The 25,103-nt window shown below is 62.8% G+C and carries 25 protein-coding genes and 2 tRNA genes; 12 read left to right on the top strand and 15 right to left on the bottom strand.

Going from position 1 to position 25,103, the window contains the following annotated elements; all coding sequences use genetic code 11:
• Positions 1-14 precede the first annotated feature (14 nt).
• A complete protein-coding gene (locus tag DB354_RS12870; RefSeq protein WP_146180231.1) occupies positions 15-1,715 on the top strand; it encodes a hypothetical protein in 1,701 nt (566 codons plus the stop codon).
• Between the two features lie 55 nt (positions 1,716-1,770).
• Here the strand turns inward: DB354_RS12870 and DB354_RS22825 are convergent, their stop codons facing one another.
• The 3 genes from DB354_RS22825 to DB354_RS12860 all read right to left on the bottom strand — a co-directional run bounded on the left by DB354_RS22825 (position 1,771) and on the right by DB354_RS12860 (position 4,375).
• Entirely contained in the window at positions 1,771-1,905 is a 135-nt protein-coding gene (locus DB354_RS22825) for a hypothetical protein (RefSeq protein WP_255420778.1), read from the bottom strand.
• Positions 1,906-2,015: 110 nt separating this feature from the next.
• Complete coding sequence (locus DB354_RS12865; RefSeq protein ID WP_107836014.1) at positions 2,016-3,542, bottom strand: ankyrin repeat domain-containing protein; 1,527 nt, start codon at positions 3,540-3,542, stop codon at positions 2,016-2,018.
• Between the two features lie 218 nt (positions 3,543-3,760).
• Positions 3,761-4,375 carry a hypothetical protein gene (locus DB354_RS12860; protein ID WP_107836013.1) on the bottom strand — a complete coding sequence of 205 codons (615 nt, stop codon included), beginning with the start codon at positions 4,373-4,375 and terminating at the stop codon, positions 3,761-3,763.
• A gap of 174 nt (positions 4,376-4,549) precedes the next feature.
• Here DB354_RS12860 and DB354_RS12855 point away from each other — a divergent pair, with 174 nt between their 5' ends.
• The gene (locus DB354_RS12855; RefSeq protein WP_107836012.1) at positions 4,550-5,257 is read left to right on the top strand and encodes a hypothetical protein; all 708 of its coding nucleotides are present in this window, start codon (positions 4,550-4,552) and stop codon (positions 5,255-5,257) included.
• 375 nt (positions 5,258-5,632) lie between these two features.
• Here the strand turns inward: DB354_RS12855 and DB354_RS22010 are convergent, their stop codons facing one another.
• The 6 genes from DB354_RS22010 to DB354_RS12835 form a co-directional block, all read right to left on the bottom strand.
• Positions 5,633-6,679, bottom strand: a complete 1,047-nt coding sequence (locus tag DB354_RS22010; RefSeq protein WP_146180230.1) for a hypothetical protein — start codon at positions 6,677-6,679, stop codon at positions 5,633-5,635.
• 37 nt (positions 6,680-6,716) lie between these two features.
• On the bottom strand, positions 6,717-7,523 hold the full coding sequence (locus DB354_RS12850) for a hypothetical protein (protein WP_107836011.1): 807 nt from the start codon (positions 7,521-7,523) through the stop codon (positions 6,717-6,719).
• An 81-nt stretch (positions 7,524-7,604) separates the two neighbouring features.
• Positions 7,605-8,114: a hypothetical protein gene (locus DB354_RS12845; protein ID WP_146180229.1), complete on the bottom strand. Its 510-nt coding sequence runs from the start codon at positions 8,112-8,114 to the stop codon at positions 7,605-7,607.
• Between the two features lie 10 nt (positions 8,115-8,124).
• Positions 8,125-9,309: a hypothetical protein gene (locus DB354_RS12840; RefSeq protein ID WP_146180228.1), complete on the bottom strand. Its 1,185-nt coding sequence runs from the start codon at positions 9,307-9,309 to the stop codon at positions 8,125-8,127.
• Between the two features lie 11 nt (positions 9,310-9,320).
• Positions 9,321-9,650 carry a hypothetical protein gene (locus tag DB354_RS22005; protein WP_146180227.1) on the bottom strand — a complete coding sequence of 110 codons (330 nt, stop codon included), beginning with the start codon at positions 9,648-9,650 and terminating at the stop codon, positions 9,321-9,323.
• A 45-nt stretch (positions 9,651-9,695) separates the two neighbouring features.
• Complete coding sequence (locus DB354_RS12835; RefSeq protein WP_107836008.1) at positions 9,696-11,123, bottom strand: hypothetical protein; 1,428 nt, start codon at positions 11,121-11,123, stop codon at positions 9,696-9,698.
• A gap of 560 nt (positions 11,124-11,683) precedes the next feature.
• On the opposite strand from DB354_RS12835, the gene DB354_RS12825 reads away from it, so the two are divergent.
• Genes DB354_RS12825 through DB354_RS12810 form a run of 4 tightly spaced genes read left to right on the top strand, consistent with a single transcriptional unit; the run spans position 11,684 to position 14,641 of the window.
• Entirely contained in the window at positions 11,684-13,072 is a 1,389-nt protein-coding gene (locus tag DB354_RS12825) for a hypothetical protein (protein ID WP_107836006.1), read from the top strand.
• Between the two features lie 9 nt (positions 13,073-13,081).
• Entirely contained in the window at positions 13,082-13,429 is a 348-nt protein-coding gene (locus DB354_RS12820) for a hypothetical protein (protein WP_107836005.1), read from the top strand.
• Positions 13,426-14,130, top strand: a complete 705-nt coding sequence (locus DB354_RS12815; RefSeq protein ID WP_107836004.1) for a hypothetical protein — start codon at positions 13,426-13,428, stop codon at positions 14,128-14,130. The genes DB354_RS12820 and DB354_RS12815 overlap by 4 nt, the downstream gene beginning before the upstream one ends.
• 40 nt (positions 14,131-14,170) lie before the next feature.
• Complete coding sequence (locus DB354_RS12810) at positions 14,171-14,641, top strand: hypothetical protein (RefSeq protein ID WP_199226849.1); 471 nt, start codon at positions 14,171-14,173, stop codon at positions 14,639-14,641.
• 4 nt (positions 14,642-14,645) lie between these two features.
• On the opposite strand, the gene DB354_RS12805 is transcribed toward DB354_RS12810, so the two are convergent.
• The gene (locus tag DB354_RS12805; RefSeq protein WP_107836002.1) at positions 14,646-16,235 is read right to left on the bottom strand and encodes a rhomboid family intramembrane serine protease; all 1,590 of its coding nucleotides are present in this window, start codon (positions 16,233-16,235) and stop codon (positions 14,646-14,648) included.
• Positions 16,232-16,837: a hypothetical protein gene (locus DB354_RS12800; RefSeq protein ID WP_146180225.1), complete on the bottom strand. Its 606-nt coding sequence runs from the start codon at positions 16,835-16,837 to the stop codon at positions 16,232-16,234. The genes DB354_RS12805 and DB354_RS12800 overlap by 4 nt, the downstream gene beginning before the upstream one ends.
• 215 nt (positions 16,838-17,052) lie before the next feature.
• Between DB354_RS12800 and DB354_RS12795 the strand changes: the two genes are divergently transcribed.
• Together DB354_RS12795 and DB354_RS22000 are read left to right on the top strand one after the other, a co-directional pair.
• Positions 17,053-17,799, top strand: a complete 747-nt coding sequence (locus DB354_RS12795) for a hypothetical protein (protein ID WP_107836000.1) — start codon at positions 17,053-17,055, stop codon at positions 17,797-17,799.
• Between the two features lie 5 nt (positions 17,800-17,804).
• Entirely contained in the window at positions 17,805-18,161 is a 357-nt protein-coding gene (locus tag DB354_RS22000) for a hypothetical protein (RefSeq protein ID WP_146180224.1), read from the top strand.
• A gap of 190 nt (positions 18,162-18,351) precedes the next feature.
• On the opposite strand, the gene DB354_RS12790 is transcribed toward DB354_RS22000, so the two are convergent.
• A tRNA-Asp gene (locus DB354_RS12790) sits at positions 18,352-18,428 on the bottom strand.
• Between the two features lie 292 nt (positions 18,429-18,720).
• Here DB354_RS12790 and DB354_RS12785 point away from each other — a divergent pair.
• The 4 genes from DB354_RS12785 to DB354_RS12770 all read left to right on the top strand — a co-directional run bounded on the left by DB354_RS12785 (position 18,721) and on the right by DB354_RS12770 (position 20,219).
• Positions 18,721-19,032 (top strand): PQQ-binding-like beta-propeller repeat protein, encoded by a 312-nt coding sequence (locus DB354_RS12785; protein WP_107835999.1) that lies wholly within the window; start codon positions 18,721-18,723, stop codon positions 19,030-19,032.
• A gap of 130 nt (positions 19,033-19,162) precedes the next feature.
• Positions 19,163-19,486 (top strand): hypothetical protein, encoded by a 324-nt coding sequence (locus DB354_RS12780; protein WP_146180223.1) that lies wholly within the window; start codon positions 19,163-19,165, stop codon positions 19,484-19,486.
• A gap of 63 nt (positions 19,487-19,549) precedes the next feature.
• Positions 19,550-19,626: transfer RNA gene (locus DB354_RS12775), tRNA-Arg, on the top strand.
• A gap of 122 nt (positions 19,627-19,748) precedes the next feature.
• Entirely contained in the window at positions 19,749-20,219 is a 471-nt protein-coding gene (locus DB354_RS12770; RefSeq protein WP_107835997.1) for an Rrf2 family transcriptional regulator, read from the top strand.
• Positions 20,220-20,514: 295 nt separating this feature from the next.
• On the opposite strand, the gene DB354_RS12765 is transcribed toward DB354_RS12770, so the two are convergent.
• The 3 genes from DB354_RS12765 to dapF all read right to left on the bottom strand — a co-directional run bounded on the left by DB354_RS12765 (position 20,515) and on the right by dapF (position 24,872).
• On the bottom strand, positions 20,515-22,317 hold the full coding sequence (locus tag DB354_RS12765) for a SpoIIE family protein phosphatase (protein WP_107835996.1): 1,803 nt from the start codon (positions 22,315-22,317) through the stop codon (positions 20,515-20,517).
• 515 nt (positions 22,318-22,832) lie between these two features.
• Positions 22,833-23,630, bottom strand: coding sequence for an SDR family NAD(P)-dependent oxidoreductase (locus DB354_RS12760; protein WP_107835995.1), 798 nt, complete (start codon positions 23,628-23,630; stop codon positions 22,833-22,835).
• A gap of 381 nt (positions 23,631-24,011) precedes the next feature.
• The gene (gene dapF / locus DB354_RS12755) at positions 24,012-24,872 is read right to left on the bottom strand and encodes a diaminopimelate epimerase (RefSeq protein WP_107835994.1); all 861 of its coding nucleotides are present in this window, start codon (positions 24,870-24,872) and stop codon (positions 24,012-24,014) included.
• Positions 24,873-25,103 lie beyond the last annotated feature (231 nt).

Raw genomic sequence — 25,103 nt, 5'->3', positions numbered from 1 at the left:
TTGGAACCTTTTGCATGAGAACCATCCTGAGCCCATTCATCGCATTGGTGGTCACGCTCCTCTTCGGCGTGCCGGCGTGCGTCGCCCGGAGTTCCACCGGCGGCCAACCCAACTCCGCGGCGGCGCCGGAGACGATCAACGACTGGAGCCACGATGAATTCCAGTTTGCCTTCGAGCTCACCAATCCCGTGACGCCGCCGGGGCGGAAGTCCTCCTCCCGTTCGACCGTGTATGTGTACGTGCCGGCGGAGGCGAAGCAGGTTCGCGCCCTGCTGCTGCTCCAGCAGAACGTGGTCGAGCAGATGATCTCGGTGCATCCGGCGATCCGGCGCGTATGCGACGCGAACGCGGTCGCCATCGCCTGGTGTTCGCCTGGTTTTGACCTCGTGTTCAAGGAGCGTCCCGCCGAGTTGCACGCCCTGGTGCAGGACCAATTCCGGAGGTTTGGCCATTCGATCGGGTACCCGGAACTGGGCGATGTGCCCCTGATCGCCTTCGGCCATTCGAATACCTGCGCCTATGCCCAGAATGGTGCCGAGGCGAGGCCCGACCGGGTGCTCGCGGTGCTCGCGACGCACGGCTGGAACGGCGTCAACGCCCTGCACCGCTATCGCGGGCCGGTACTCGTCTATGTCGGCACCTTCTGGGAGCAGAAACAGCAAACGCTGGGCAACAGCGCGAACAAGCCCGTGGCCTCGCTCGCCGAGGTGCAGCGCCGGCTCCGCGCGGGGCCGATGCCCATCTCGATCCTTGAGGAATACGGCAGCGGGCATTTCGACTACAGCGAGCCGGTCGTGGAATTCTTTGCGCGCTACATCGAGCGGGCGATCCAGCGGCGGCTGGCGGCGGACGGCTCGCTGCGCGAGGTGGATTTGACGACGGGTTGGATCGCCGCGGTGCCGGAGTTTCCGCACGGCCCGATCACGGTCCGGCGGTACGCCGACGCCACGGCGGCCGAGCGCGCCTCGTCGCCGTGGTATTTCGATCGGGAGCTGGCCGAAACGGCGGCGCGGATCATCGCGGGCGACGGACCGTGGAACCGCGCCACGCAGCTCATCGGGTTCCGCCGTCCCGATGGCGCGCGCGCGCCCTTTTCGAAGGCCGGTCCGGTGAGTCCCCTGCCGTACCGGATCGTGCCCGGCACGAATGAATTTCAGATCTTTCCGGAACTGCTCCGCGTGTTCCCGGCTGACTTCAAGGAGGCCGGGCAGCCGATCGCGCCGTCGAGCCGTCCGGAGTTCAGCCTCCAATACGACTGCGGCCCGTATGTGTTTCGCGATGGGGACGGGAAGTACCGGCTGAAGCTGAACCGCAATGGTTTCGGTGGCTACCTCGTGGTGTCGACCCCTGGCGATGCGAAGGTCCGACCGGCGGTGCAGGGCACCCGGTTTGTGCTGGCGGGCACGGGCCCGGTGACGCTGGGGCAGGTTGAACCGGATGGCGCCGCGCAACGCTGGCCGGTTGGTCCGGCGCCGCTCCGCCATCCCGGCGACCAGAAGTGCGGCGCGCGGGTGGCGCTGCCGCCAGGCAACTCGCCGACGGAGTATCTTGGCTACTACGTGGACTACGGCCCCGCCCGGGTCGTGGGCCAGGAACTGCAGATATTGCCCCTGCCCGCCAACACCCGCGGCCCGGTCGAAGTGAAGCTCACCGCCTACCGCCTGACCCAGACGATCGCGGGCCTCTCGTCGGTCACCTTCCGCGTTTCGCGCTGACGCGGCATTCAACATGGTGGGCGAGACTTCTACGGGTTCGTCTTCGTCAGCATAGTTACGCGCAGGGCAGGGCGGGATGCGGGTAAGCGGGCTGCGGCCCGGCCGAGAAGGGGAGCGGCGCGAAACTGAAGACTGCGACACTGGCGGCGACCAGGGCGGCAACGGCTAATCTTGCGGCAGGCAGGTTCATCAGGGGAGGGAGGGCGATGACATGCCCGTCCCCCCGCCCGATGGAATCCTGTCATCTCGCTCGCGCGCCGGGCCCCGGCTGCGGGTGGGCGCGCCTGCTAGCGCATGCCTTTACGGCCTTCGTTCAGAGCGCCGGAGCGCGGCGCGGACGATGTCAGTTCCCTTGGCGGAGTCCGGCGGCGGCTTTGCTCCTGCCTGGAGGAGCAGTTCCACGACAACGCCGTAGTCTCCGGTTTTGGCGTGCCAGCCGTGCTCCGACCCATGGATGGCCCAACCCAACGGCGTCGCTTTGAAATCGTGGTCGGTTTGTTCGAGCGGCGGACCATACCGCAGGATGGCGCGCGTCATGTCGGCGTTGCCGTGGAAGGCCGCCCAATGCAGCGGCGTGCCTCCGTGCTGGCCGGTTGCAGCGACGGAGAACCCCGCGGCGAGCATTGTGCTGACGGTGGCGGTGCGATTGTTGCGCGCGGCGTGGGCGATGTGCTGGCGGTCGTCCGGCGAAAGCGTGTCGATCAGGCTCGGATCGCGGGCGAGCAAGGCGCGGACCTGCGCTTCGTCGGCCAGCCAGCAGGCGGCAAGGAAGCGCACGTCGGCGGGACTGCGCTCCATCAGCTGCGTCACGACCTCGGTGTGGCCAAACTCTTGCGCGGCCTCGTGGGGTGACATGAACCAGCCCAGCGTCCATTGGTAGATCGTCCCGCCGGAGTGGGGATGCGCTTTCGGAAACCACGCGGGTGTCACCCTAGTGCGGATACAGTTTGGATCGGCGTCGAGATGGCGGCGGACGAGGTTGGCGTCACCCAGCGCGGCGGCGAGCAGAATGTCGGTCCGGCAACCGCGCTGGACGAGGTAGCGCGCCACGTCCGGGCGATCGCGCACCATGTATTGGGCGGGCGTGGACGCGTGATCCAAGTCGGCCGCGTCGATGTCCGCGCCATGGTTGAGCAGCAGTTCCGCGAACGCGACCGTGCGGGCAAAGTGGAGCGGCGTCTGGCCGTCGCCGCCGCGGGCGTGGACCAGCGCGGGGTCGGCGGCGAGGAACGTGCGCAGGCTATCGGTCAACCCGAGGCGCGCGGCGGCGTGGACGTCCAAGGTCGCGCCGCGGGCGAGGGCGTAGTGCGCGAGTTCGGGCTCGGCGGTGTGCAGCAGCCCAAAACCGCCGGCCCACCACTGGCTGCGGACGTCGAGCTGCGCGCCGGCGTCGAGCAGCACATCGAGCATCTCGCGGCTGCGCACCTGGGTGATCACGGGCGCGTTGAAGGCCTCGACCGGCTCGTCGATCCGCGCCTTGAGGGCGGGATGGCGTTCCAGCAATTGGCGGAAGAGCGTCGCATCGTCCTCGGCAAACGCCTGCCGGAGGAGATCCATGGGGTCGCCGGTGGCGACGAGCTTGGCGGCGACATGTTCGCGGAGTCTGGGCCAGTTGGGGGCGCCGTACTCGCGCGCGATCACGAGCTGGGCGTCGGCGAGGGCCCAGGAAGCGTCCCGGGCGAAGGTGGCGGCCTGGGCGCCTCGGGGGTGGTGTTCGCGGAACCGCTGGAGGGCGGCGGGTTCGCCGACTTGCAGCGCTTTGAGGAGTTCCTTGGCCTGGGTCTTGAGCTGTTCGAGACGGGGCCGAGGAGGCAGGGACTTCGACATATAACCTTTCTGCCAATGCCTGAGGTCCGCGAGCAGGCGGCATCAAGGTTGATGTTTAGCCTGAGAAAGTGAGTGAGCTCAGCTCTTCCCGCGGACCCGGATGCGCCTCAGACGCGCCGGGAATCAAGCGAGGCAGCGAACGCTGTCAAATCGGACAGCGCCCCGTAAGGAGAAGCCGCCTGAACCGAGCGGGAGTCAAACGGCAGAATGCGCCCAGCCTACGGGCTGGAGTGCGAAGTGGACTCTGCCGCCATCTTCGCCAGAATTTCATCCCCGAGCTGGCCCACGAGATTGAGAACAAACCCGACCAGATCTTGATGCTTGGATCGAAAGCGCCGCCCGACTGGTGAATCGTAGAAGGATCGAAATGCAGATTGGTTCTCTTGGGGCTGCGCTTCGGCAAACCGACGTGCTTCAGCATCAACATCGTTTCCCGGACGGTTGCGCAATGCACGGGACTGACGCTCGAATCTCAGCATTTCCTGTCCGCCACGGCTCTCGAAGTACAATGCGAGCACCGAAAGTTCGTCGTCGGCGAACGTGCTCGCTAGAAACGAGCAGATCCGGGCGCGGTAATCAGAGGTGATCAACCGATGCCCGACATGGCTGATGATAGTATCTTGTCCGGAGCTCTTGCTGCGTTCCTTCATGAACCTCAGGTACTCGTGACGGGCAGACACAAACTCCTGATCCATGCCGAGAGCGTTATAGGTTCGCTGTACAAGCCGATCGTGAGCGTCGTTTGCGCCCGGATCTGCGGCTTGCGTCACCGCGACGCCTGCCCAGATCAGCAAGAGGCACGGGACCCATCGGGTTGGCGCATAGGTGAACATCGTGTCGGGTATCGCCCGAACCGATCGCCCGCGCAAGCCTGCACCCCTGCATCATGCCTGACTGTTGAGGTGGGCACTGCCCGAACCTTGCTCCGGAGAGCCCTTCGCGTGCATGGCAGATTTCAAGTCGCCTCGTGAGCTGCGCCACGTTGGGATTGCTGGCATCAACTGCCCATGTTGCCGATCGCCTTTCTTCTGGACGGGCCGCCACACTATGAAGTGTTCGAGCAGCAGCTTCTCCTGTGTGTGTACGTGCCGCTGTTCGCGACGTTGTTCATTTGGGTGCTCCTCCTGCAGTACCCGGGACGCGGCCGCGTTGCCGCGCTGGTGTGTGCGCTGATTTCGGCCGCTGCGATCATCGTGCCGTCCTATCGCTATGTGCGTTTCGGACACCCGTATGCGCCGTCGGTATTTGTGCTGCTGGCGCCTTGGATAATGGCGCTGGTTCCATTCGGCGCGTTGGTCGTGTTCTCCCGCCGGCAGACGGCCGCGGTGCCGGAGGTGTTGCCGGCCTTCCGCACCTTGCTGAGCCACAGTGCCGTCGTGCTCACTTCCGTGGTCTCCGTCGCGATCACCATCGAGTTCGTGGATACCCTCAACCAGGTGCGCCTCGCACCGTTTCTGCCCGACTTTTCCGCGCCAGGTGCCTTCATGCGCGCGACGGCAGTCTTCGCTTTCTGCGAAGCGGCACGCCAACTCCTACTGCGCAAGTGGTCTGCCCGTCGCACAGCCTGCACAGGCACAGTTCTGGCCGTCGCAATCGTAAACGCCGTTACGAACGTCATCCCCCCAGTATGGGCGTTAGGCATGTTGTGGATATTCCTCGCGGTCTATGCCGTGAACGTCGTCTCCAGCAGCAGGGCTGTGATGCGATCGCCGTAATGGCTGCCGCCGGGGAGGGCCTCCATCCTGCGCTCCTCGAGCCACTTCCTGAGGGCTGCGCCATCCTTCGCTCCTCGAACGGCTTCTGGGTAGCGAGTAGCGGCGGCTGGGGGCAGGTGGCGGGGAGGCTGTGCGACCTGGGACTGCTGGCCTTCCTGCGCTTAAGCTCCGGAAGGCGCCATTTAGCACAAAAGCCGTCCAGTTTAAGGACGGCTTTTGTGCTAAATGGCGGGATGGACGGGACTCGAACCCGCGCCGCTCGGCGTTTTTGCAGGGCCTGCTTCCCTCGTAGAGGTTGGGCGCGGAGGGATTTGGTGGTTTCTTGGTGGTTCGTAAAGAAGGAAAATCGATTTCGGCCGTGGTGACCGACCGAAATCACTTCTGAGCCGCTGAGGTACGCGGCTCGTCCAGCAATCCACGGAACGCAGCAGCAAGCTCGAAGGGTGTCTGGTGCTCGCGCTTCATCCGTTCCTTCAATTCGGGAAGCATGTGCCGCATTGCTTTGCCGGGAACGTAGACGAATTCGAGAGCGTGGTGACCAACGAACACGACTTCTGCCGCTTCGATGGGAATTTCACCAGGTGGAGGAAGGGGCGACACATTGCCGTAATGTACGCGGAGCGCGTAAAACCCGTCGCTGGATTCCGGATTGGTAAGCACGATTCGGAAGCAGGCCCTTCCCTGATCGTCGCCGGCGCCGCCAAGGTTCGGTAGCCGTTTTGTCCCAATGACTGACCGAAGTTGCCCTTGAGGGACTGGGAACTGAGCTAAGGTCGACGCGATGGCAATCTGATGCACGTCGGCGGGCATGCACCACTCCCAGTGGTCTGTCGGGTTGGCAGAGGGACTTCCCAAGAAGGCGAACAGTTCACGTGTGTCGCGCGACGCCTCCAAATCGACCAGCCGTTTGGGCGCGATGGGATTTCCCACGAACAAAACCAGACTTTCTGCAGCCCGTCGAAGTGCTACTCCAACTTGCTCCGGTGACTTCCCTGAAGCGGAAAGGCACACGCCCTGCGCAAAGTTCAAGCTGTCGCTCTTGGAGCCGACAATGAACGAGGCGGTCCAACGTGATGCAGTTTTGAACACGTACGTCTGCACACTGAATTGCGAGTCCGAACAGCGTTTCTGGAAGGCCGTTCGTTCGGAGGCGTCAGGTGAGCTTGGAAGGGTCACGGCTCCTTCGGAAACGGTGACAGTCGTATCATCCAGCAGAAGGTGGTAAACGATCGAACGCGGAGCGAATCGGACATCGGTTACGGCGGATGATCCGACGACCGATGCCTTCGTCATTTCCGCGCCGTCCAACCGGAGTTCAAATGTCGCGCCTTCCACGACGGCTGCGTATCCACGCGCGATACTCAGAACCGAGATCGCGAGAACTCGAAGCCACCACAGTCGTACGACAGGCATGTTCTTCATGTGGACAGTGCTGCTACTGGCCCGGCAGTCTTGAAACTTACGAGCCTTTTTCCGGGCCAGCCGGGCTCCCGCTGCGCTCCGCATATTTTCGGTTCAGTTCCGCCGCCCACTTCTCGTACTCCGCGGAACACTCAGGGCAGCGGTAACCCATCGCCGTCCGTTGCGGCGTCACCACGCACCCACCTTGCACGAATCCTGGGCCGCCGCTGAATTTCTCCCACGCGTCATTGTACGCGGGCATTCCGTAATGAATTGGCAACTCCATGCGTTGCATCGTCACGTGGTGCACTGGGCAGGTGCGGCGATCGTACAGTGTCTGACCGGTGACCCGAATGGTTTCGAGGGTGTCCCGCCATTCCGGAACGTGCCCTTCAACGCGCCAACCGGGCAGCAGCACTTCGCGCGTCCGCCACAACGTAAACTCTGCCGTACCGATGCCAGAAAGCTGGGAAGCCCATTCTGGCGATAGGTAAATGCGGATGGATGGTTCCGACGTTTCTGGCGGATCGAGCACGAGAATCTTCGCGTATTGCCCGTCCTCGATACGCGGCTTCCCGGTAATCGAAACGAATCGGTCCTCCCGCCGGAACGTGTATTTCGGCTCTGGCAGCCAGGCGTTCACGTCCATGGGGATCACTACCATCGCAACCAGGACGAATCCTGCGATTACCTGCATCGTCCTCCTCCACCGGGCCGACGACACCGCCGCCGCCGAGAACGCCAGGATAACGCCCACCACAAACAAGACGGTCATGACCAACCCGAAATCAGTCGGCCATCCGCACGAGTTGAACGACAGCAGCGACCATTTCAGCCACAGGCCTCCCACACTGAGGCTGACCATGGTAGTGGCCACTCCGAGTGATCGGAACCGCGAAGGAGATGTGGACGGCATCAGCTTTGAGACGATCGGCGGAGCTGGTTCTTAGGTCGACATCGCATCCTGCTTCCAGCCGTACTGATCGGCTGGAGCACCGCGCAGGCGTCGAAGTAGGTACGTGCTCGGTTTTCCTCGCCGCGCTACTCGCCTGAACAGACCTGCTAGACGGAACCACTCGCCCTTGAAGCGCGTTATGTCGGCATCGGTCATCAACGGGCCGTGGAACCCACCGCACTCCCGTTTCGTGTATCCCGACCCCGTGCGGGTGTTGAAGACCTGGCTCCACTGCACGTCAATTCGGCCTGAAAGCCGTTCAAACTCGATCAGTGCGGCCGTAAAAGTGAGGCGCTCCAGCTCGTCAGAAGCCCAAACAGGTCTGCAGGCGATGCCAAGGGCGTGCACAGTCTCTGCATGCCGCAGCGATAGGACTTCGACGTCCGAGAAATGCCCGGACGCATGCAGCCACTCCTCGTCTTGCCGCACAACCGGGAGCAGGCTCGTCTCCAACAGCTTCACCAGCGCGTCGAAATCCCTGGGCGACTTTTGGGTATTCATTCGCGTCACGTTACCGCCTAGCTTCAGGTACTACGGCGGGCTCAGGAGAGAGGTGTAGCTGACGCAAAAAGCGAATGCCGTCTGCCGTGCGCTCAAATTCGTACACGCCCAGACCCTCGCTCGCGACGAACAGTCTGTTTCCAAGTAGTGCCATCGAATGCGGTGTGTCTTTATCCCGGTTCGTCGCCCGTCCGACTCGTTCGGTACGGTAGACGATTGACGTCCGGCCGTGCCAGAGTTCTTCGACGTGGCCACGGGCATCCACTCGACTGATCCCCTTGTAGCCACTCAGCACCAATACGTGCCCAGGAGACTCAATTGCGACCGCGTCGGGGCGTTCGACAGGGCCGTTTTTTCGCAGACCACGGATCGGCCCGCCCGGAGGGTACACGTACAATCCGGACGACCCCATGCCGAGGTGCCGAAAGATGCCCCACATCCAGATGTTGTTCAGTTCGTCTTGGTCGCTTGAGGTGATGTGGGCTTGAACGAGCTCTTTGCGTGAGCCGAGTCGGCCATTGGGGCCGATCTGATACGCGGCAAGCGTTGCGCCGAATTCACCTTGATCGCATGAGACAAGCAGTTCGTTCGGTGACGCTTCAACTGTTGTGATTTCTGACTCGTCGATTTTCGAGGTTACCACCTGACCCGTGGCGTCAATCGCTTGAGCCGATCCGGGACTCACGACAAAGACGAATCTAGTGTTGAAGGTGATCGCGCTGTTTTCCGGCACGATGACGTTCTTCTTCAGCATGGCCCGCCTCGCACCGTTGAATTCGACCAAGTCCGACGTGCCGTCTGCGCTCACAATCGCCAAGCTCCTGAGTCCGCCGATGACTCGCTGCAATTCCTGCCTTAAGGGATGCGGAACGAACTCATCGAGTGCTGGATCGTACATCCACAATCTCTGATTGCGGTCGCGCGGCGGGTACTTCGTATTCATCGACGCAACAACGCCGCCGTTCCAGACGAACACCGAATTCAGGAAATAGCGGCCGCGCCTCTCTGCTGAGACCGGGATTGCCGGCACGGCAGCTTCCGCTGCCTCGGCCCGCTCGATTGCCTTGATATATTTCGTAAACTCAAGTTCGCGTTCGAGCTCTCGTGCCGCGCGTTGCTGGGCCAGGTGCAGAGCGACGTACGTCGAGACGATCAAAACCAATCCGATCGAAGCGATGACCAGGGGTCTCTTCATTTGGGGTGTCTCTAGACCCCGAGTCGCTTCTCGCCACGAATGGCTCGCGCAAGCTCGGCTGAACCGAAGATTTCCGACCCTACGGGAACGGCGCTCCTCTCCACGTTGGGAAGCATCATCACTACTCGCCAGCGGCGATCCGGGGGCATGCTCTTGTCGATTGGGACGAAGTGCGTCAGATTTAATGCAGCATCGGCATCAACTGTCGACCCGTTCGGGGCAACAATCGAGACCGTGTCGGTGCGATTCTGCCAACCGCCAAAAGGGACTGAGAAATCGGGAAGCAGGACCAATCCACGTCCAGCAATGTCGAACGTGTCCTGAATCGTCAGGAGCAGCACTCGTTCCCCTGTAGGGGCTCCCTCGTGTTCGGTATTGCCGGGCATCTACGTGTTCGCCGAGACCGACCATTTTCTCATCGGATCGTCCGCAAGGGGTCGTCCCGCCCGGCGGTACACGGCTCGCCGCACGAACAGCATCCGCTGCTTTGCACGTTCGGGGTTCTTGAATCGGAACGTCGCCCAATATGCCGCGAGACTCGTCTCCGTAGCAGCGACGTCGCCCGTCGCGCACAGCGCCACGGCCCGATACCTGTGACATTCACGGCGTTTCCCTGGCGAGACGTGCGGAACGAGCATCCAACGGCGGCACGTCTCCATAATGCCAGCCCAGTCCTTTCGCTCCTCCAAGACATCGCAGCGCGATTCCCAGGCACCGTTCTCATCTGGCGCCCGTCGGATTACATCATCAGCATCGGCAAGGGCTTCATCGAGTCGTTCCAAGTGGACGAGAGTGTCGGCACGGCATTCGCGGGCTTTTATGTGGTCGCCGTCGTCGTTCAGAATGCGATTTAGCACTTTCAGGCAGTCTTCGTACTGGTCCGCGATATGTAGCTCCCAAGCGAGCGCCAGATACGCCTCGTGCCGCGAGCCGCAGCTTGGCAGTTCCTTCAGCCAACTCTCGAAAGCACCGGACGTAGAAAATACAAGACGCGTCAGCCCGTTCCGTTCGGTTCTGCGGCTGTCTCCAGCGAAGAACGTGAGGGGCAGGTCGATCCCCCCGCGCTGCTTTACCCATGAACGGAAAGCACGAGCCTCCTTCGCATAGGTGCGCTCCAGGAAAGGAACGACAATGTGCTCGGTCCATTCCTGCTCCTGCTTCTCGGCATACCATTCCAGATTCTCGCGCCGATCTGCCAGCCAGCGTCCGCGACCCACTCGCGCAGTGCGATCATGGAAATGCGCGATCTCATGCATGAGCGTCTTCAGCGTGAGAAGCCGCAGGTACGTTTCCAAAATGGCGCGAGGAATCGCCAAGTGGTCCCAGTCGACCACGTACCCATAAACACAAACCAACCCCTTTGATGGAAAGTACGTTCCGAGGACCGTCCCGGAGTAAACGCCCGGAAACGAACTGAAACCCGCCCGCCCAGTAAATGGGTCAGGTTTGCCGGGATACTCCTCGATCAGTTCCAGCATGTAGTCGCGTCCAAGGGAGAGACGGATTTCACCGATTCCCTCGACGGCGGCCGCGGGCAGCATGCCCAGGATCATCCTGATATCGTCGGAGGAAGCCGCGTGGAAGACATTGCGCTCCTGGTCAGCGACTACGATGGGAATCGCGGATCCAGGCACCGGCTCGCCTTGAATCTCTACGGCGTGGCGTTCGGCAGACACGTGGCGCTTAATCCGACGCTTCCGCTGCAACTTGAACTCGGCTTTTGAGATCGCGACTCGGCGATCATCGTCGCTTGCAAACTTTCGCTTCTTTAGTTCGGCCAGACTCCGCCGGGTCGTGTGAATGCTGCGCGCCATGCTGAGTTCACCAGATAATCGGGAACGCACGCTCTCCGGCAATCCTGTTTGACGCAAACAATGCGCCGAAGAGGCTCCGAACGCGACACCAGCCATGGCCGAACCCACCACCACCATTCTCTATCGCTCAGTCGGTCCGAAGGAGTTCAAGCTCATCGCCGACTCAGGCTATCCGCGTATCCGTCCCGGTTGCCGGACCAGCTCATCGTTCGTCCGGTGCTAAACCAAGCGTACGCTAGATGGCCCCGGTTGCGTGACGACCGATGCTGTCGGTAAAACTCTCGCGCCAGTCCAGGTCGTGGGTTGATATCGATCGGACATGAGCCATCTTGCTTATCTCCTTCCGCCCCAGAGGAGCTTTTCCGCCGAAGCCGATTTCATGGTCGCCGGCATAGCAGCGCTGTTGATCGCGACTGCCTACTATCTTATCCGAAGAAAGAAAGAGCCAGTAGCTCGGTCGTATTCATTTTGGCTATTTCTCGGGTCCGGCGTGGGCCTGGTCGTTCTCAGTTTTGTCTTGGGCTCATCGGTGCCGCACGAGGCAATCTTCGATTAACCGCATGCCCCGTCCATTTCGCTCGTTCGGAAACAATATCCGATCCGTCATCCTTGCGACGGTCGCGGTCGGGATCGTGACTTGCTGGGCGATTGTCATGTTCGGGATTCCAGCGCCGCTCGTTCAGGTCGATCCTTCGCGTTGGTGGTTTGTAGCCGCGGCAGCAATTTGCGCCGCCCCCGCGCTGCTGGCGGCGAGGTTCAAATGGGTAATCGTTGTCAGCGTTCCCGCTGCGGCCGGTTTTGCGGCAGCGTGCGCCTCGACGCTCGCCGCGAGGTGCAAAGACCCTGACGTTATTTGGCCGCAGCAGCCGTACACGTGGGCAATGGCACTGGCTGTCGCGCTGTGCGGGCTCGTGCCGTTGTGTGTTCTCATCGGCACCACCTACGCGTGGCTCGGTATGCGGAAGACCTGGAGCGCTGCACTGGCGCTCGTGATCTGGAGTACGCCGGTATTTGCCTTCGTGTCGGCAAACCTCGTGGATTACCTGAATTTTCGGGCCAGTTTACGCCGCATCCAGGGACTCGGCGAAGGGCAGATTGCTGCGATGGCTGAGCGGGTTCGGGACGAGAAGGAACCGCGCCGGTACACACAAGGCAGATGGCCCGCCGAGTTCGCACTGCTAAACCCCCAAGTGGTACACATGGCGCCTGGATACTCGTACGCTCCGTTATACCGGCGCGGAGACATCTATCTCGAGTTCGCCATCGAGACAGATGGAAACCGGCAATCCGCATTCTTCTTCACCAACTGCGACGGGCCGCAGAAGGAAGTGAGCCTTTGGTGCAGCGCGCCGGCAGCGGTACCCACAGGCCCGCAACCGCTCGTCAGACTTCATCAGTACTCGATGCACTGGTCTAGGGATTGGATCGTGCTGCCCGATCGTGTCGTCGTTATCGGGACGAAGGACGATGATCCACGAAGCAAGCCCACCCTTCTCGCGGAAGCCGCGCTGAGCCCCGATGACAGCGTGAGAATCGCAGCGATCATCGCAGACACTAGGGGCAGACTTGGCGGTCGCGCGTTCATGGCTCCGGTCTGCGACGGCTTGGCGGTCTCGATTCATTTTGGACCGATGGAGGGTCCTGCCCCCGACGACATCTTGCTCCACAATGCTTGGACCGAACACGCTCGACCGCTTTTCGCTGCGGTTTGCGATCGTTTGCCGGCTGAGTTTCGATCGGACTTTGCGAGCCGAATCGCTGGTCGCCAGGAGGACTGGGGCCCGATGCCTGTTCAGGTGCTACGAATATCTGACGTCCGCGACGAGCATCCGCGAGTACCGTGGTGGTGCGCGTGGCCCGATCTGCTCCGTCCCGACTCAGGTTGGGTGACCGGCCGCGTCGGAACATCCCATATTTCAGATCCACTTCGTTACGTCTACCGGGACTGAAGCGCCTCCATGCCTGAAGACACCACCACGCTTTATCGCCCGGTCGGCCCAAAGGAGCTCAAGCTCATCGCCGAGTCCGGCTATGCCGCGTTTCCGCCACGGTTGCCGGACCAGCCAATCTTCTATCCGGTCCTGAACGAAGCGTACGCTACACAGATCGCCCGTGACTGGAATGTGAAGGCGTCGGGCGCTGGGTACGTGATGCGGTTTCGTGTCCGCAGCAATTTCCTCACCAAATACACGCCGCAGATCGTCGGCGCGAAGGTTCACGCCGAACTGTGGGTGCCGGCCGAGGAACTTGCCGAATTCAACCGGAACATCGTGGGGCTCATCGAGGTGATCGCGGAATTCAAATGAAACGGTCGCTCTGGCTTATCGCCTTCTCCGCATTGACTCTGGCGGCGGCCGAACCGTTGCCGCCGATCGTACCGATCGTCACACCTGCTGATCTCGACGCGGCGATCGCTGATGTAGCGGTCTCTCGCATCGAGCTGCTTGTCCCAGCAGACCGCGACGCGGCCGAGCGCGTTTTGTCGAAGCGGTTCTTCAACCGCCTGGAAGAGCGACGTTTCTCTGGGCTGCTCGCCATTGACTGGGAGAAGAAGTGGCAGCGGTTCTCGGGCGCGCTCGTCGCAAAAGCAAAGGCAGGCGGGTTGGATATCGCGAGTCTGGAAAAGTGTCTTCAGCGCCTCAATCGCGGCAGAACTCGCGAGAGTATGCTGGAGCCTTTCCGGCAGCAGATCCTAGTTCCACCGGATGCCTCCCGCGAAGAGCGGGAGGCTTTGGAGAAGCAGAACAAGAAAGAGAAAGAGGAATACGAAGCCGCCTTGAAGGACCGTGAGGCGCACCCGGAGAAATGGTACAACGACAGCTTGGCCGTCGTGCCGGTGGGCGCGTTTCTCGGTACGCACTCAACTGGCGAATGCTGGATTATCGTTTGCAAATGGGAGTTGTCTTTTAAAAACCAACCAGCCGGCGATACCCAACTGGGACATGTCATGATCTGGGCCATGGACACCCGATCGCACGATGTCGTCGCCTATGTGACGTGCGACTGAGCCATACCGAGTGCTCTGACTCATGGCCCAATTCATCCACTTGACCGACGAACGGCTGGCGAAGCGGATCGCCAAGACCGGCATCAAGCCGAGCGAGATCTGGAACGGGGAGGAGTACGTCTTCGCCACACCTGTTCTCGAGAACTTCATGGTCTCGCACCAGTGGGTGCGTGAGCTGAAGCGACGCGGAATCCGCACCATCGCCGCCGTCCAGTTCCGGATACCGGACGAGGAACAAGTGCGCGTCGGCCACTACGGGCAGGAGCCCCTCGACACGACCGCAGTCGGTGCAATCCGCGTCTTTCGAGAGCACACGTCTGGACTGGGGCTGCAGGTGATGATCCCGCGCAAGATCACTTCATCTGAAATCATGCGCGTGTACACACCGTCGCAAGGGGTCGGCTGGCGGTATTACCCCGAGGCGAAGGGCCGTAAACCCTGCGGTTGCGAGGCCTGCCAACGCGGCGAAATCAAGTCTCGGAGGATTCGTGAGGCGTACGAAAGCGGCTGAGGGCTCAGCGATCGCCGGTGCGTAAAGCAGGAACGAGACACCGGAACACACCTAGCGCGGCACCGGTACCGAGTCCTGCCACGTGCGCAACGAGGTCTACTCCTGGCAGGACGATCCCAATCACGAGATTGATGCCGAGATACACTGCGGCGATCTTGAGCAGAGCAGGAGCCGCTCCGATGCTGTCCCGCCTGATAAGCAGTTCAACGATTCCGTACCCAGCGAGACCAAAGATCGCAGCCGACGCGCCGACAATCGCAGTGTTCGGATGCCAGGCAACGCTAACGGAAATCCCCACCAAGCCGCTCAGCGCATAAACCGCCGCATACCATGAGGACCTCACCGACTGCTCCATTACGGATCCGATCAGCACGAGCATCACAGCATTGTTGACGATGTGCAGAAGGTTGGCGTGCACGAACGAGGACGTGATGAGCCGCCAGAATTCACCTTGCGCAATCAACGGCCGATATGCAGCACCCCAGGTAATGAGGTCGTTGGCCGACGTATGCCCCAGTCCTACGTCCTGCGAGGCCATTACTAGCCAGACCGCGACGTTCAGGAACAACAAGACCGGCGTCACCACGTAACCGTCCCTTGGAGTCAGGAGCCACAAACCGGCGATCTTATCCGCGGACGAATCGCCAATCTGCCATTCCCTGACGCGGCTGCTGTCCAGCCTCACTAGCAGTATCACCGCACACCAGAGTGTAAACCCGATGGCGAACGTTCCAAAGGCCCACGGAAGGGAGCTACCGGTCCTATCCTCGAATTCTCCATCGTGTGGTGCTAGCAGCGGCGCAGCCGGAGCCGAAGCATCGCGCAACATCGACTCGATCGCGCGCCGCGCGCGGGTGTTTCCCTCAATTGAGAAAAACGTCACCCATCGGAGATCGTCTGCCGCCAGCTTTCTTGCGGCTTCGGACCAGAGGTCATTTACAGCGCTCTGCTTGGACGCCGGATCGGAGCTATTGTTTAGGCGCCGATTGTACTTGAGCGCCAGCCAAGCGGAAGGGCTTTGGCTGTCGCGCTTCGTGTTCGGGTCCGTGAGCGGCACCGCATACCGCACCGTGATGTCGAAATACTCCGAGTGTTTTCCGCTAACGGACATCTCAACTGATCGAAGTGCGCCTCGCTTGTCCCCGGTCCAGCTTGATGCCATCCAAAAGCGGCTCTGAGGTAGGCCGCGGACCTCGCTGATGCGGGTTACTCGAGTGAGCTTCCCGACGGCATCAGCGATGTAGTGTTGGGCGATAATGCTTGGGCAACTGATGACGAACCAAACGAGCATGGCTCCGGTAAACCAATCCCGGTACCAACGCAGCAGCTTGAGGCGGCGACGCAGAACTCCCAGAATGACAACCCACGGGAGGAAAAGCGGGAGCCAGAGCTTCAGTACGTCTTCAGGCAGCGGCGGGACGGCGAACACCGCTATCAGGAGCGAGTGGAGTAGTGATAGGCCACCAATGAAGCCGATGCTGCCCAGTGCCGACGGAAGGATAATCGTACGCCACTTGAATTGCGCGCTTTCTGCCTTTGTAAGCCGACGCGGCCTGCCCGGCGCGATTTGCCTTGGACGATCCGTGTCCTTCATGGGGTCAATCGGGCAACCGTCCAATCTATGGGCCGGGGCGTGATTTGTGCTCTGCCGCGATCTTCGCAAGGATTTCGTCCCCCAAGTTGTCCAACGAGCTGGAGAACAAACCTGACTAGCTCTTGATGCTTAGGCTGAAAGCGTCGCCCGGCCGCCGAGTCGTTGAAGGCCCGAAACGCAGATTGATCCCCTTTGGGCTGCCCTTCAGCAAACCGCCTTGCCTCGGCATTCACATCGAATCCCGGATGGTTGCGCATTGAGCGGGATCGGCGCTCGTAGTTCAGCACTTCCTGCCCGCCACGACTCTCGAAGTAGTCCGCAATCACCGAAAGTTCGTCGTCCGAGAATGTGTTGGCCAGAAACGAGCTGATCCGAGCGCGGTAATCCGACATGATCATGCGATCCCCGACATGCGCGACGGCAGCCTGATAGCCCGAGCTGGTGCTCCGTGCCTTCAAGAACTTCAGGTACTCGTGGTGGGCGGAGGCAAACTCCTGTTCCAAGGCCAGAGCGTTGTAGGTTCGCTGCACAAGACGCTCGCGAGCGTCATCTGCGCTGGCCGTTGTTGTCAGCAACACAGCGACACCGATCCACATCAGCAAGACACGCGGAAACCAGCGAATCGGCGCGCACGTAGTCATCGTTTTGGGTATCGCCCGAACCGTGCGGCTGCGCAAGCCCGCATCCCTGCTCATGCAGCTTCAGGGCATGCTTCCTCAGCTTCGCTCCCGTACAGCCGTCGTACTTGAGGTGCGGGGCGGATTTCTAGTCGCCTCGTGTGAGGCGTGGGTTCTGAATAGTCAGAATCAACTGCCCCATGTTGCCGATCGCATTCCTTTTGGACGGCCCGCCACGATACGAACTGTTCGAGCAGCAGCTTCTCCTGTGTGTGTACGTGCCGCTGGCCGCGACGCTGTTCATTCGGGTGATCCTGCTGCAGTACCCCAAACACGGTCGCATTGCCGCGCTTGTGTGCGCGATCGTTTCGGCCGCTGTGATCATCGTGCCGTCCTACCGGTACGTGCGTTTTGGACACCCGTATGCGCCCTCGATCGCTGTGCTGATGGCGCCTTGGATCGCGGCGATGCTTCCAATTGGCGCGCTGGCAGTTTTCCTTCGGCGTCAGACGGGCGAGGCGCCGGAGATGTTGTCGGCACTCCGCACGCTGCTGAGCCACAGTGCCGTCGTGGTAACGTCCGTGGCCTGCATCGCGTTCACCATCGAGTTCGCGGATACCCTCAACCGGGTGCGCCTCACGCCGCATCTTCCGAATTTCTTCGCGCCCGAGGCCTTGATGCGGGCTACGGTGCTCTTTACGTTCTGCGAAGCTGCGCGCCAACTCCTGCTGCGCAGGCGGTCCGTGCGTCGCACAGTCTACGGCAGCACGATTCTGGTGGTCGCAATCGTCAACGCCTTCACCAACGTGATGCCCCCGACCTGGGCGTTAAGCGTCGTGTTGATATTCCTTGCGGTGTATTTTGTGAACGTCGTCTCCAGCGGCAAGGCCACCATGGGCAGTGCTTGGCTTCCCGGATCATCCAAATCTGGACCACGGCTTCCCTGATCCACATGGCGATCGTAAACCAGACTCTCGAGGATATTGTCGGCCCATGGAAGGAGCCATGTCGCGACAGCTCGCTGATCGACCGCGTTCGGCACGCGTGGACAAAGCCAACCGGCAGCCTAACCAACCACGAACTCGCCACGTGCCTGCGTCAGTCGATTGCGGTCGAACACCTCATTCCAATCGCGCGGGAAAGGCTGAGCCATGGCATCGACGACGGAAGCGAGATTGATGACGACGAACTGGCGCGCGCGGTTGCCGAGGCTGACTACCGACGAATTCGCGAAGCAGAGCACAAGCGGATACTTGCAGCGCGCTTCAATACTGAGCGAGGCCCTGCCGATCCAAAGAGTGGCAGCTAACACCGTGAACGCGCCTCGAAGTGATGGCGGTTCCGGTGGTTTCTTGGTGGTTTCTAGAACCGCTAATCGTGCACAACGGAGCGCAATCGTGACCGACCGTGCAAACGGTCGGAACCCGCGTAAGTCGTAGATACATAGGCAAAAGGCCCGTTCCGCGAGGGAAACAGGCCTTCTGCAAAAATCGGACGAATGGCGGGATGGACGGGACTCGAACCCGCGACCTTCTGCGTGACAGGCAGACGCTCTAACCAGCTGAGCTACCACCCCGTTAATCGGGAAAGGAGGCGGAACGTAGGTTTCGAAAATCGCGAGTCAAGCGTGGTTTTCCCGGTCGCTCGAAATTTTCTTTTGAGGCTCCGGAAAGGCGGTTCTCGGCGCAGTTGTCGACGGCGGCGGCGGGGGCGTTCGTCCGTTTCTCCGAGTGGATGGCGGCCACGGTGGAGCAGGGGGGGCGCAGATCCAATGGATTGCCATAGTGCGGACGGCCTGCCCATTCTCCTGAACAATTTGTTGTCGCGTCGGTGCAGAAGCGCCGAGGCGCCGGCGCAAGACCCTCCCCATGGAAAATCTCATCATCGGCTGCAACGGCACCGTCGCCCGGATCGACCCGGGCACAGGTAAGCTCGCCTGGAAGACGTCGCTCAAGACCGGCTCGCTCCTTTCGGCGACGAGCCACGAGGACGTCACCGTCTTGTTGCGCGGCTCGATCGTCTTCGCCGGCTGCGCCGGTCATCTGTTCTGCCTCGACGGCGAGGATGGAAAGATCCTCTGGCACAACCCGCTCGAGGGCTTCGGCCACAACGACGTCTCCCTCGCGATGGACGGCGTCAGCATCCAGTACCTCCAGAAAACGCAGCACACGAGCTCGTGAGTCAGCCCGGCAGAGGGAGGATCGGCATCTGAGCCGATTCCGAGACGCCTTGCCTCAATCCTTGCGACGAAGCCACACAACTATGCCCATCCCAAAAGTAATACGCCTGCGGCGGATCAGGTCCGGGTCGATGCTCAAACTTGTGCTGGTCGGGTCGGCGACCGTGATCTGCCCGATGGCTCTATTCTTCGGAGTTCTTGCCCTCTTTGGTGCCAATACGGTCGCGGTCTCTGGCCGGCCTGTCACCGGCATCATGGGGTTGCTCGCGGCGATTATCATGGCCCCGATCTTTGTCCTGTTCGTGTCCTTGTTTGCCTGGGTAGGGGCTTACCTCGGTGTCCGCATCTGGGGCCACTTCCGGCCCCTTGACCTGGAGTACATTTCCGCTGACGAGGAAGCCCCATCGTCTCAGCAGCTACCGCCATCCGGCGATCCCGCGCCTCCGGCGGCGTAATCGGGGCCGGGGTTTTGCCCTTGTCGGCCGGGGGCGTCCTGACTACCCGTCCGTGTCTTCTTTGCGGTGGTAGCTCAGCCGGATAGAGCAACGGTTTTCTAAACCGTCGGTCGCGAGTTCGAGTCTCGCCCACCGCGCCATTGTTTGCGCAGTTGGTGCAGCTTGGCCGGCCGGCGTTGAACGGGGATCTCTTCGGCGGCGGAGGCGCCGAAAAGGTGATTGACATGGTAATGTTACCGGAGCTGTCATCTTTCCCATCTTCATGCTCTCGATCGGTCGACATACGGACTACGCCGCGCGGCTGGTGCTGCATCTCGCCTCCCTGGGCGATGACGTGCAGGTCACGATCCGCGAGGTTGCCGAGGAGCGGCTGCTGCCGATGCCCTTCGTGCGGCGCATTGTCGGCCAGCTCGCGCAGGCGGGCATCGTCACGGCGGTGCGCGGCGCGGGCGGCGGCATCCGACTCGCCCGGCCGGCCGACAAGATTACCCTGCTCGACGTCGTCGAGGCTCTCGAGGGTCCCGTCACGCTCAACCGCTGCGTGCCCGGCGGCGAAGGGTGCCCCCTCTCCGAGCGTTGCCCGATCAACTGCATCTGGGTCGGCGTCAACCGCCAGGTGCGCGACAATCTCGCCAAGGCGCGCTTCGATGTCCTCGCGCACACGCCCCGCCATCAGCAGGCCCACCGGCTGCAGCACGCCGCGACGGTCGGGCGCCGCAAAGTCACGGCCTGACGTCACCGCGCCATGACGACCGACTTTCCTGCTTCGTCCTTTCGCCCCGCGCCTTCCGCGCGGCGGCTTCCCTCCCGATCGCGCTGGCGGGCGCGATCGTTCCCACGCCCACAGACAACCTAGCACCCGAACGGGCACGGCGTCCCACTCTCGCTGGAGCGAGCAGCCGCGGCCCTTCCCACAGCGCCTCCACTCCATCCGACCTCCCACTCCGGCTCGCCCAACCCCCACATACCTGCGAGTCGGATCAGATCGGATGAAAGGAGCCCGTTCGGGTGCCGCCGGGGCGGCAAGGTCAGGTGTCGGAGTCCTCGGACGGCCGCAGGGCCGCCACGACGGCGCCGAACCGTTGATAGTTGCGGGAAGACGCGTCCATCAGGGCTTGATGCGCGGAAAGAATCAGCTCGGAGCAGGGCTGTTTGGTGTCCATCGGCTCGATCGCGATCGGCGCCTGCATCGGCGGGCACGGCTCGTGGCTCAGGGTGAACTGGTCCGCCACGTCGATCTCGCGCAACTGTTCGACGACGCGCAGGCCGGGCTGGTGCAAGACGAGATTGGCCGCGTGCTGGAGCAGCACGCCGAGCATGGTCGAGTCGAGCAACTGGCATTGGGCGAGGTCGATCGCCACGCGGTCCTGTGTCCGCTCGCGGGCCTTGATGAACATCTCGCGAAAAGTGGTCGCGAGCTGCCAGTTGCCCACGCCGCGGAGGCGGATGATGCAACTCTCCCCATGCCAGCCGCCCGCAATCCGCCCGCCCGTATCGGGCGGCACGTGCCGGAGCGTGCGCGGGGGCACCACCCGCACGCTGCCCGGAGCCAGGCGGGAGGCGCCGCCGGGGGCCGGGACGGTGGCGGTGGGGACGGCTGCCGGCCGACGGACCACCAGGAAGGTCACGTCATCGGCGGCCGTCGCGCCGCGGAGGTGTTCGTGCAGGGCGGACTCGACGCCCTCGCCCAGCTCGATCGCAGGTCGGCGGTGGTTGTGCATCAGGACGTGTTGCAGGGTATCGATGCCAAACTCGCGGCCGGTCGCATCGCGCGCCTCGGTGAGGCCGTCGGAGTAGAGGAGCATCGTATCGCCGGGCTCGAGCGTCCACGTGGTGACTTGGTAGCGGGCCCCGGCGCGACCGCCCAGGACCGGGCCGTGGACGGAGACCGACCGTGGTTCGCCGGCGGCGGAGAGCAGGAGCGGCGGCGGATGGCCCGCCGCGGCGAGGCGCACCTCGCCCGTCTGCGGGTCGAGCACCGCGTACAGCATGGTGGCGAACACGGGAGGATCGAAGGCCTCCGCGCGCAGCGTGTCGTTGAGGTATGCCAGCATCTGATCGGGGGCGGACTGCAGGTCGGCGGCCGACGCATGGCGCTGGGGGGCACGGAGGAACTCACGGAGCGTGACGGTGAGCATGGCGGCGCTCACGCCGTGGCCGGCGACATCGAGCAGGTAGAGCCCGAGGCGACCATCGGGGAGTGCCAGCGTGCCGAAGAAGTCACCGCCGAGGTGCTCGCAGGGTTCGAAATGTCCGTACAGATCGAGGCCTGGCAGCATCGGGAACCCGGGCGGGAGAAAGCGGCGCTGGACGAGTTGCGCTTTGAAGAGGTCCGACTCGAGCGCCTCCTCCTGCTCGCGCAGCCGGCCAAACGCTTCGTGGAGACGCAGCAGGCTGAACTCCAACTGCGTATTCTGCTCCTTCAAGTTTTCGAGCAGAGCATCGCGCTCGCGGGCGGTCCGGCTGCTTTCTGCCGCCCGCTCTAGGAGCATTGTGAGTTCCGGCAGACTGGAGAAGGGTTTGTCGACGAAGTCGAACACGCCGGCCTTGAGCGCGGCGATGATGTCGCCGCGGCTGCCGGCACCGGACATTAGGATGCAGGCGGTGTGGGGCTGGAGAAGCTTGCCGCGCCGGACGAGTTCGAGGCCGTCCATGCAGGGCATGCGGATATCGCTGAGCATGACGTCGAAGATCCGGTCATGCATGACCTGAAGTGCTTCCGGGCCGCTGCTGCAGGTGGTGCAGTTGTCACCGCGTTGCCGCAGGAAGACCTTCATGGTCTCGAGAATCTCCGCTTCGTCATCGACGACCAACACATTGAGGTTGGGCATATGCTGTCTCCGTTGGGATTGGGGGCTGGGTCGGCGACGCCAGCGAGGGGAGCACGGCGTCGGCGTTTGGGGAAGAGTGACCGGGCTGAGTCCCGGTGGAACCTGCGGCCTGAGGGGCGGGCCGGAGGGCGAAAGCGAGGCTGGATTTTGGCTCGCGACCGCGGGTTTACGATCTCTTTCCCGGGGCGGAAAACGCTGACGTCGTGGCGCGGCGGCACGTCGGCGCGGCGGAGCATGGTGCGGCGGAGCGCGGACCGGCCGAACGCGGAGCCGGGGCAGCGGAGCAGCGGAGCCGGCGGCGGGGACGGGCGATTCTTGGATTGCGGGAGGGCCGGGCGCGAGGCGGGGACGGCGGATGGGCCGATCGACTAGCCATCTGTCCCGCTGCGGTCTTTCTCTTACTCTTCCTCTTTCTCTTGCTCTCGCTCGCGGGGCCGATTTGGCGCCTCGAGCCCTGCAGTTCTCAATCCCTCGGGAGGAAGAGGAAGAGTAGGAGTAAGAGATAGATTAGCGGGTCAGCCCTGGAGGAGGGACTCGGCGCCGTCGACGAAGACCTCGGCGCCGGTGACGTGTGAGGCGAGGGGCGAGCACAGGAACCAGAGGACCTGGGCGACCTGGAGGGCGGTGCCGGGTTTGCCGTCGGTGAGGGGGATCTCGCCGGCGGGATAGATGACCGGTTCGCGGGCTGATTTTAGGTTTCGGCGGGTGGTGCGCTCGCTGATGTTCGTCTCGATGGCGCCGGGGCAGACGGTGTTTACGCGAATCCGGTGCTTGGCGAGTTCGAGCGCCATCATACGGCCAAAGGCGAGCTGGCCGGCTTTCGTGGTGGCGTAGGCGCTGGCTCCAGCGTTGCTGAAAATCCGGGTGCCGTTGACCGACGAGACGATGGCAATGGCACCGCCCTGGCGCCGGAGGAGCGGCACGCACAGCTTCGTGGTGAGAAAGGTACCCTTGAGGTTCACGGCGAACGTCTTTTCCCACTCCTGTTCGGAGAGCTCCTCGATGGGAGCCCAGGTGCCGTTGATGCCGGCGTTGGCGATGACGAAGTCCAGTCGGCCCCAAGTGTCGTCGATCTGGCGGATGGCGCGGTCGAGAGTGTCGGCCTGCGAAACATCGGCCGGCAGCGCGAGCGCCTCGCCGCCGGCGGTGTGGATCGCTTCGGCGGTCGCGGCGGCGTCGTCGGGATGAAGTTCGACTACGCCGACGCGGGCGCCGGCGAGGGCGAAGAGTTCAGCGGTGGCGCGGCCGATGCCGGAGCCGGCGCCGGTGACAAGCGCGACGCGGCCGGCCATCGCTTTGGCTTCGGTGGTCATGCCCTATCGTCGCAAGGACCCGGCAAGCGCGGCATCAGGCGGGCGCCGGGTTCGGGGCGCGGAGGGTGACCCGGTGGGTGTGCAGGAGGCCGGTGGGAAGGAGGGGCGGGCCGATGGACGCGTGCGGAGTGATTGTGAGAGTGAGAGTGGCGCCCACGGAGTATACGTGTCGGTCTTACTCTCTCTCGTACTCATACTCTTTCTCTCGATCCGAGTCCGCGCGGGTGATCGGCGGGCCGCGGCGTTTGACCTCCGATTCCTCGGGCAAAACCGGAGGGCGAGGGCGCCCGCAGCAGCCCTCACTTCAGTTTTCGCGGAGCGAAAACTGCTCAATCCCTCGAGAGAAAGAGGAAGAGCAAGAGGAAGAGAAAGAGTGGCTGGTCACACCCGGACCTGGAAGAGGTCGGGGTGCATTGTGCCCTCGGCGACTTTGTTCACGGTGCCGGTCATCATGATCGAGAAGTCGGGGCCGATCTCGATGCCGATCTGGCCGCCGGGCATGTGGACGGTGACGCTGCTGTCGACGAGGCCCAGCTTGCGGGCAACGGCGGCGGAGGCGCTGGAGCTGCTGCCGGAGGCGAGGGTGTAGCCGGCGCCGCGCTCCCAGATTTCGATCTGGATGTTGGCCCGATCGATGACGCGCAGGAACTGGACGTTGGTTTTACGCGGAAAATTGGGATGGGTCTCGAGGTGCGGGCCGTAGCGGTGGGCGAGGGCGGGAGAGACCTCGGGGAGCGGAATGACACAGTGCGGGTTGCCGATCGTGGCGGCGCAATAGGTGAACTCGCGGTCGAGAACCTGGAGCTTCTCGTTGATCACTTCGCGCGCCGCGCCGGGGAGGTTCACGGGAATCTTCGCGCTATCGAAACTGACGCGGCCCATGGCAACGGTGATCAGGTGGCCGTTCTCCTTGATGACTGACTGCACGTGGCCGCCGGGAGTCTCGACGGTGAAGGCGGGATTCTTGACCAGCTTCTGGTCCCACAGAAAGCGAGAGAAGATGCGCAGCCCGTTACCCGACTTCTCGGCCTCGGAGCCGTCGGGATTGAAGATACGCAGACCGAACTCGCTCTGCTTCGACGGCAGCGGGCCCCAGAGGATGCCGTCGGAGCCGACGCCGAAGTTGCGGTGGCAGACGACGCGGATCTGCTCGACGGTTGGGGCCGGCTGCCAGGCGGGAAAGTCGCGCGGGTCGAGGACAATATAGTCGTTGCCGAGGGCGTGGTACTTGTGGAAGTGCATGGAGGAGAAAAGTCGCCGACTAGGGAGACCGGAGAGGGCCCGCGGGAGAAGGAAAAAGCGCGTCACCGGGCGGCAGGCCCGAGGTGCGGCGGAGCACAGACTCTCCCTCCTGGAGGGTGCGCCAACCGCGGCTGCAGATCACGACAGGTGGGCGGATGAGCCAGTCATCGCGTTGCTGGATTCACCGCGCAACGTGCGAAGTTTTCATGGCACGCCCGCTGGCATCGCCAG

The sequence above is a fragment of the Opitutus sp. ER46 genome, from assembly GCF_003054705.1.
Lineage (GTDB): Bacteria > Verrucomicrobiota > Verrucomicrobiia > Opitutales > Opitutaceae > ER46.
The sequence above is the reverse complement of the archived record's forward strand: the minus strand, read 5'-3'. Positions and strand labels throughout refer to the sequence as shown.